The organism is Klebsiella sp. 54 (assembly GCF_018223875.1).
Classification (GTDB): Bacteria; Pseudomonadota; Gammaproteobacteria; order Enterobacterales; family Enterobacteriaceae; genus Klebsiella; species Klebsiella quasipneumoniae.
Map to the genome: position 1 here is coordinate 364,974 of NZ_JAGRRA010000001.1, position 6,403 is coordinate 371,376.

The window sequence follows — 6,403 nt, forward strand, 5'->3', positions numbered from 1 at the left end:
AGTTTCCCCCGGCGCGCAGCATCGCTGCGTCCTACAGGAAACTTATTCATACAAAAATAGTCCTAAAAGAGGCGATATTCAGGAACGTCCGTATGTAGATTTTAACGGCGACGTTCTATAGTACGTTTTTTGCTTTTTACGATAACCCTGGGGTGAGAGGCCCCGGCCCTGGAGAAATGGATGAAATCACTGTTTAAAGTAACGCTGCTGGCGACCACAATGGCCGTCGCCCTGAATGCACCGCTGACCTTTGCTGCAGATACCGCGGCGAAAGCAGCCCCGGCGGCTGAGAGTAAATCGGCATTTAAAAATGACGATCAGAAATCAGCCTATGCGCTGGGCGCGTCCCTGGGGCGTTACATGGAAAACTCCCTGAAAGAACAAGAAAAACTGGGCATTAAGCTGGATAAAGCCCAGCTGATCGCCGGCGTACAGGACGCGTTTGCCGATAAGAGCAAACTGTCCGACCAGGAGATCGAACAGACTCTGCAGGCCTTTGAAACGCGCGTGAAGACCGCAGCTCAGCAGAAAATGGAAAAAGACGCTACTGAGAACGAAACCAAAGGTAAAGCTTTCCGTGACAGCTTTGCCAAAGAGAAGGGCGTGAAAACGTCGAAGACTGGCCTGCTGTATAAAGTCGAGAAAGAAGGCACTGGCGATGCGCCTAAAGACAGCGACACCGTGGTGGTTAACTACAAAGGTACGCTGATCGACGGCAAAGAGTTTGATAACTCTTATACCCGCGGCGAGCCGCTCTCTTTCCGTCTCGACGGGGTGATCCCGGGCTGGACTGAAGGCCTGAAGAACATCAAGAAAGGCGGCAAAATCAAGCTGGTCATTCCGCCAGATCTGGCCTACGGCAAAACCGGCGTCCCGGGGATCCCGGCCAACTCCACGCTGGTCTTTGATGTAGAGCTGCTGGATATCAAACCGGCGCCGAAAGCAGATGCTCAGCCGGAAGCCGCTGGCGATGCGAAAGCCGCAGACGCGAAAGCTGACGCTAAGAAGTAATCGGGTTCAGGCCGCCGTCTCGTTAGAGGCGGCGGCTTTTTTATTGCGCGCAGATATAATTAAAACTGGAAAGATCCTCAGGCGCTGTATTACTTTAGATAGCTTAATAATGATGATGAGCCTGCCCTGACAATAACGACAGGCTCCTGAAAAGGAGTGCTTTTTTTCATGTCCAGGTCGCTTTTAACCAACGAAACCAGCGAGCTTGACCTGCTGGATCAACGTCCCTTTGACCAGACCGATTTCGATATTCTTAAATCTTATGAAGCGGTGGTGGACGGGTTGGCGATGCTCATCGGTTCGCACTGTGAAATCGTGCTGCATTCTTTGCAGGATCTGAAATGCTCTGCCATCCGTATCGCCAATGGTGAACATACCGGCCGCCAAATCGGTTCACCGATTACCGATCTTGCGCTGCGCATGCTGCACGATATGACGGGCGCCGATAGCAGCGTTTCCAAATGCTACTTTACCCGCGCCAAAAGCGGCGTCCTGATGAAGTCGGTGACGATTGCCATCCGCAACCGCGATCACCGGGTGATTGGTCTGTTGTGCATCAACATGAATCTGGATGTGCCGTTTTCGCAGATCATGAACACCTTTATTCCACCAGAAACGCCTGAGGTTAACTCGCCGGTGAACTTTGCTTCCTCGGTTGACGATCTGGTCGCCCAGACTCTGGAATTCACCATCGAAGAGGTGAATGCCGATCGCAGCGTGTCGAACAATGCTAAAAACCGTCAAATCGTGCTGAATCTCTACGAGAAAGGGATCTTCGATATTAAAGATGCCATTAACCAGGTGGCCGATCGTCTGAATATCTCCAAGCACACCGTCTACCTCTATATTCGCCAGTTCAAAAGCGGTGATTTCCAGGGGCTGGATAAGTAATGCGTTTTGCCCTCACGGTGACCGGACCTGCCTATGGCACGCAGCAGGCGAGCAGCGCCTGGCAATTTGCTCAGGCCGTGCTGCAGGAAGGCCATGAGCTGGCGTGCGTTTTTTTCTATCGCGAAGGCGTGCTTAACGCTAACCAGTTGACGGCGCCCGCCAGCGATGAGTTCGATCTGGTGCGCGGGTGGCAATCCCTCCACAATGAGCACGGCGTCGCGCTGCATATCTGCGTGGCGGCCGCCCTGCGTCGTGGCGTAACGGACGAACGCGAAGCGCAACAGCTCGCTCTGCCTGGCCATAATCTGCAGCCGGGTTTTACGTTAAGCGGACTTGGCGCGCTGGCGGAAGCGGCGCTCACTTGCGATCGGATGGTACAGTTCTGATGAAACGTGTGGCTTTCGTTTTTTCTTCCGCGCCGCACGGCAGCGCCGCCGGCAGGGAGGGCCTTGATGCCTTATTAGCCACCTCCGCCCTCACCGACGAGATTGGCGTGTTTTTCGTAGGCGACGGCGTGTTTCAGCTGTTGCCCGCCCAGCGGCCTGGCGCTGTGCTGGCCCGCGACTACATCGCCACCTTTAAACTGCTGTCGCTATACGATATCGACCAGTGCTGGCTGTGCGCCGAGTCGGCGCGAGAGCGCGGCCTGGATCCTGCGACCCCGTGGGTGGTGGATGCCGAATGCCTGGCGCCGGATGCCCTGCGCGCCCGTCTGCATGAATTTGATGTCATTTTGCGTTTCTGAGGCCCCCATGCTCCATACGCTCAGTGTTTCTCCCTGGCATGCCGATATCGCAGCAATGCTTCGCTTGATGGAGCAGGGTGACGATCTGTTACTGCTGTCTGATGGCGTCGCGGCGGCTATCGCCGGCGGCCGCTTCCTTGAGATCCTGCAATCCGCCCCCATAACCCTTTACGTGCTGCAAGACGACGTTGACGCCCGCGGGCTAACTGGTCAAATTGCGGACAGTGTCGGCAGGGTTAGCTATACTGATTTCGTCAGACTCACAGTCAAACATGCCGGTCAGTTGGCCTGGTGATGGCGGGATCGTTGTATATTTCTTGACACCTTTTCGGCACCGCCCTAAAATTCTGCGTCCTCATAATATATGAGGCGATTTATTACGTGTTTACGAAGCAAAAGCTAAAACCAGGAGCTATTTAATGGCAACAATTAACCAGCTGGTACGCAAACCACGCGCGCGCAAAGTTGCAAAGAGCAACGTGCCAGCGCTGGAAGCCTGCCCGCAGAAACGTGGCGTATGTACTCGCGTATATACCACCACTCCTAAGAAACCGAACTCCGCACTGCGTAAAGTTTGCCGTGTGCGTCTGACTAACGGTTTCGAAGTCACCTCCTACATCGGTGGTGAAGGTCACAACCTGCAGGAGCACTCCGTGATCCTGATCCGTGGCGGTCGTGTTAAAGACCTTCCGGGTGTTCGTTACCACACCGTTCGTGGTGCGCTTGACTGCTCCGGCGTTAAAGACCGTAAGCAGGCTCGCTCCAAGTACGGCGTGAAGCGTCCTAAGGCTTAATGGTTCTCCGTTAAGTAAGGCCAAACTGATTTATCTTAATGTCATACTAAACTCTTAGAGTTTTGGACAATCCTGAATTAACAACGGAGTATTTCCATGCCACGTCGTCGCGTCATTGGTCAGCGTAAAATTCTGCCGGATCCGAAGTTCGGATCAGAACTGCTGGCTAAATTTGTCAATATCCTGATGGTAGATGGTAAAAAATCTACTGCAGAAACTATCGTATACAGCGCGCTGGAGACCCTGGCTCAGCGTTCTGGTAAATCTGAACTGGAAGCCTTCGAAGTTGCGCTCGAAAACGTGCGCCCGACTGTCGAAGTTAAGTCCCGCCGCGTAGGTGGTTCTACTTATCAGGTTCCAGTTGAAGTTCGTCCGGTCCGTCGTAATGCCCTGGCAATGCGTTGGATCGTTGAAGCTGCTCGTAAACGCGGTGATAAATCCATGGCTCTGCGCCTGGCGAACGAACTCACTGATGCTGCAGACAACAAAGGTACTGCAGTTAAGAAACGTGAAGACGTTCACCGTATGGCCGAAGCCAACAAGGCGTTCGCTCACTACCGTTGGTAATCCCTTCGGAGTCATAGTCACCAGGCGGGCGCTTCAGATGAGTCGCCCGCTCTGGATAACTTAACTGAACGCCTAAAGAAATAAACGAGGAATCAAATGGCTCGTACAACACCCATCGCACGCTACCGTAACATCGGTATCAGTGCGCACATCGACGCCGGTAAAACCACTACTACCGAACGTATTCTGTTCTACACCGGTGTAAACCACAAAATCGGTGAAGTTCATGACGGCGCCGCTACCATGGACTGGATGGAGCAGGAGCAGGAACGTGGTATCACCATCACTTCCGCTGCGACTACTGCATTCTGGTCTGGTATGGCTAAGCAGTATGAACCGCACCGTGTAAACATCATCGACACCCCGGGGCACGTTGACTTCACTATCGAAGTAGAACGTTCCATGCGTGTTCTTGATGGTGCGGTAATGGTTTACTGCGCAGTTGGTGGTGTTCAGCCGCAGTCTGAAACCGTATGGCGTCAGGCAAACAAATATAAAGTTCCGCGCATCGCGTTCGTTAACAAAATGGACCGCATGGGCGCTAACTTCCTGAAAGTTGTTGGTCAGATCAAAACCCGTCTGGGCGCGAACCCGGTTCCGCTGCAGCTGGCAATTGGTGCTGAAGAAGGTTTCACCGGCGTTGTTGACCTGGTGAAAATGAAAGCCATCAACTGGAACGATGCAGACCAGGGCGTAACCTTCGAATACGAAGATATCCCGGCTGACATGCAGGACCTGGCTGACGAATGGCACCAGAACCTGATCGAGTCCGCAGCTGAAGCTTCTGAAGAGCTGATGGAAAAATACCTGGGTGGTGAAGAACTGACTGAAGAAGAGATCAAAAAAGCTCTGCGTCAGCGCGTTCTGAACAACGAAATCATCCTGGTAACCTGTGGTTCTGCGTTCAAGAACAAAGGTGTTCAGGCGATGCTGGATGCGGTAGTTGACTACCTGCCATCCCCGGTTGACGTTCCGGCGATCAACGGCATCCTGGACGACGGTAAAGATACTCCGGCTGAGCGTCACGCAAGCGACGACGAGCCGTTCTCTGCACTGGCGTTCAAAATCGCTACCGACCCGTTCGTGGGCAACCTGACCTTCTTCCGCGTGTACTCCGGTGTGGTTAACTCTGGTGATACCGTACTGAACTCCGTGAAAGCTGCACGTGAGCGTTTCGGTCGTATCGTACAGATGCACGCTAACAAACGTGAAGAGATCAAAGAAGTTCGCGCGGGCGACATCGCTGCTGCAATCGGTCTGAAAGACGTAACTACTGGTGACACCCTGTGTGACCCGGATGCGCCGATCATTCTGGAGCGTATGGAATTCCCTGAGCCGGTAATCTCCATCGCCGTTGAGCCGAAAACCAAAGCTGACCAGGAAAAAATGGGTCTGGCTCTGGGTCGTCTGGCTAAAGAAGACCCGTCTTTCCGCGTATGGACTGACGAAGAGTCTAACCAGACCATTATCGCCGGTATGGGTGAGCTGCACCTCGACATCATCGTTGACCGTATGAAGCGTGAATTCAACGTTGAAGCGAACGTCGGTAAACCTCAGGTTGCTTACCGTGAAGCGATTCGCGCGAAAGTTACCGATATCGAAGGTAAACACGCCAAGCAGTCTGGTGGTCGTGGTCAGTACGGTCACGTTGTGATCGACATGTACCCGCTGGAGCCGGGCTCTAACCCGAAAGGTTACGAGTTCATCAACGACATCAAAGGTGGTGTAATTCCTGGCGAATACATCCCGGCCGTTGATAAAGGCATCCAGGAACAGCTGAAAGCTGGTCCGCTGGCAGGTTACCCGGTAGTTGATATGGGTATCCGTCTGCACTTCGGTTCTTACCACGACGTTGACTCCTCTGAGCTGGCGTTTAAACTGGCTGCGTCTATTGCCTTTAAAGAAGGCTTTAAGAAAGCAAAACCAGTTCTGCTTGAGCCGATCATGAAGGTTGAAGTAGAAACTCCGGAAGAGAACACTGGTGACGTTATCGGTGACTTGAGCCGTCGTCGCGGTATGCTGCGCGGTCAGGAATCCGAAGTAACCGGCGTTAAGATCCACGCTGAAGTACCGCTGTCCGAAATGTTCGGTTATGCAACTCAGCTGCGTTCTCTGACCAAAGGTCGTGCATCATACACTATGGAATTCCTGAAGTATGATGATGCGCCGAACAACGTTGCTCAGGCCGTTATTGAAGCCCGTGGTAAATAATCCACAGGATTAAAACCTAAGTCCCGTGCTCTCTCCGAAGGGGAGAGCACTATAGTAAGGAATATAGCCGTGTCTAAAGAAAAATTTGAACGTACAAAACCGCACGTCAACGTTGGTACTATCGGCCACGTTGACCATGGTAAAACTACCCTGACTGCTGCCATCACTACCGTTCTGGCTAAAA

Annotated in this window: 9 protein-coding genes; all 9 read left to right on the forward strand. The window is 53.0% G+C overall.

What is annotated here, in order from left to right; genetic code table 11:
• Positions 1–180: 180 nt before the first annotated feature.
• Positions 181–1,011: an FKBP-type peptidyl-prolyl cis-trans isomerase gene (gene fkpA / locus KHQ24_RS01625; protein ID WP_004202215.1), complete on the forward strand. Its 831-nt coding sequence runs from the start codon at positions 181–183 to the stop codon at positions 1,009–1,011.
• A gap of 168 nt (positions 1,012–1,179) precedes the next feature.
• Positions 1,180–1,902: a helix-turn-helix transcriptional regulator gene (locus KHQ24_RS01630; protein WP_211777100.1), complete on the forward strand. Its 723-nt coding sequence runs from the start codon at positions 1,180–1,182 to the stop codon at positions 1,900–1,902.
• Positions 1,902–2,288, forward strand: a complete 387-nt coding sequence (gene tusD / locus KHQ24_RS01635; RefSeq protein ID WP_004202218.1) for a sulfurtransferase complex subunit TusD — start codon at positions 1,902–1,904, stop codon at positions 2,286–2,288. Before KHQ24_RS01630 ends, tusD begins: the two co-directional genes overlap by 1 nt.
• Positions 2,288–2,647 (forward strand): sulfurtransferase complex subunit TusC, encoded by a 360-nt coding sequence (gene tusC / locus KHQ24_RS01640; RefSeq protein ID WP_004202220.1) that lies wholly within the window; start codon positions 2,288–2,290, stop codon positions 2,645–2,647. Before tusD ends, tusC begins: the two co-directional genes overlap by 1 nt.
• A gap of 7 nt (positions 2,648–2,654) precedes the next feature.
• A complete protein-coding gene (gene tusB, locus KHQ24_RS01645) occupies positions 2,655–2,942 on the forward strand; it encodes a sulfurtransferase complex subunit TusB (RefSeq protein WP_004202221.1) in 288 nt (95 codons plus the stop codon).
• Between the two features lie 124 nt (positions 2,943–3,066).
• Entirely contained in the window at positions 3,067–3,441 is a 375-nt protein-coding gene (gene rpsL / locus KHQ24_RS01650; RefSeq protein ID WP_002920115.1) for a 30S ribosomal protein S12, read from the forward strand.
• A gap of 96 nt (positions 3,442–3,537) precedes the next feature.
• Positions 3,538–4,008, forward strand: coding sequence for a 30S ribosomal protein S7 (gene rpsG, locus KHQ24_RS01655; protein WP_002920113.1), 471 nt, complete (start codon positions 3,538–3,540; stop codon positions 4,006–4,008).
• 96 nt (positions 4,009–4,104) lie between these two features.
• Positions 4,105–6,219 (forward strand): elongation factor G, encoded by a 2,115-nt coding sequence (gene fusA, locus KHQ24_RS01660; RefSeq protein WP_004202222.1) that lies wholly within the window; start codon positions 4,105–4,107, stop codon positions 6,217–6,219.
• Positions 6,220–6,288: 69 nt separating this feature from the next.
• On the forward strand, positions 6,289–6,403 hold a 115-nt coding region (locus tag KHQ24_RS01665), incomplete at its 3' end, for a GTP-binding protein (protein WP_021280608.1).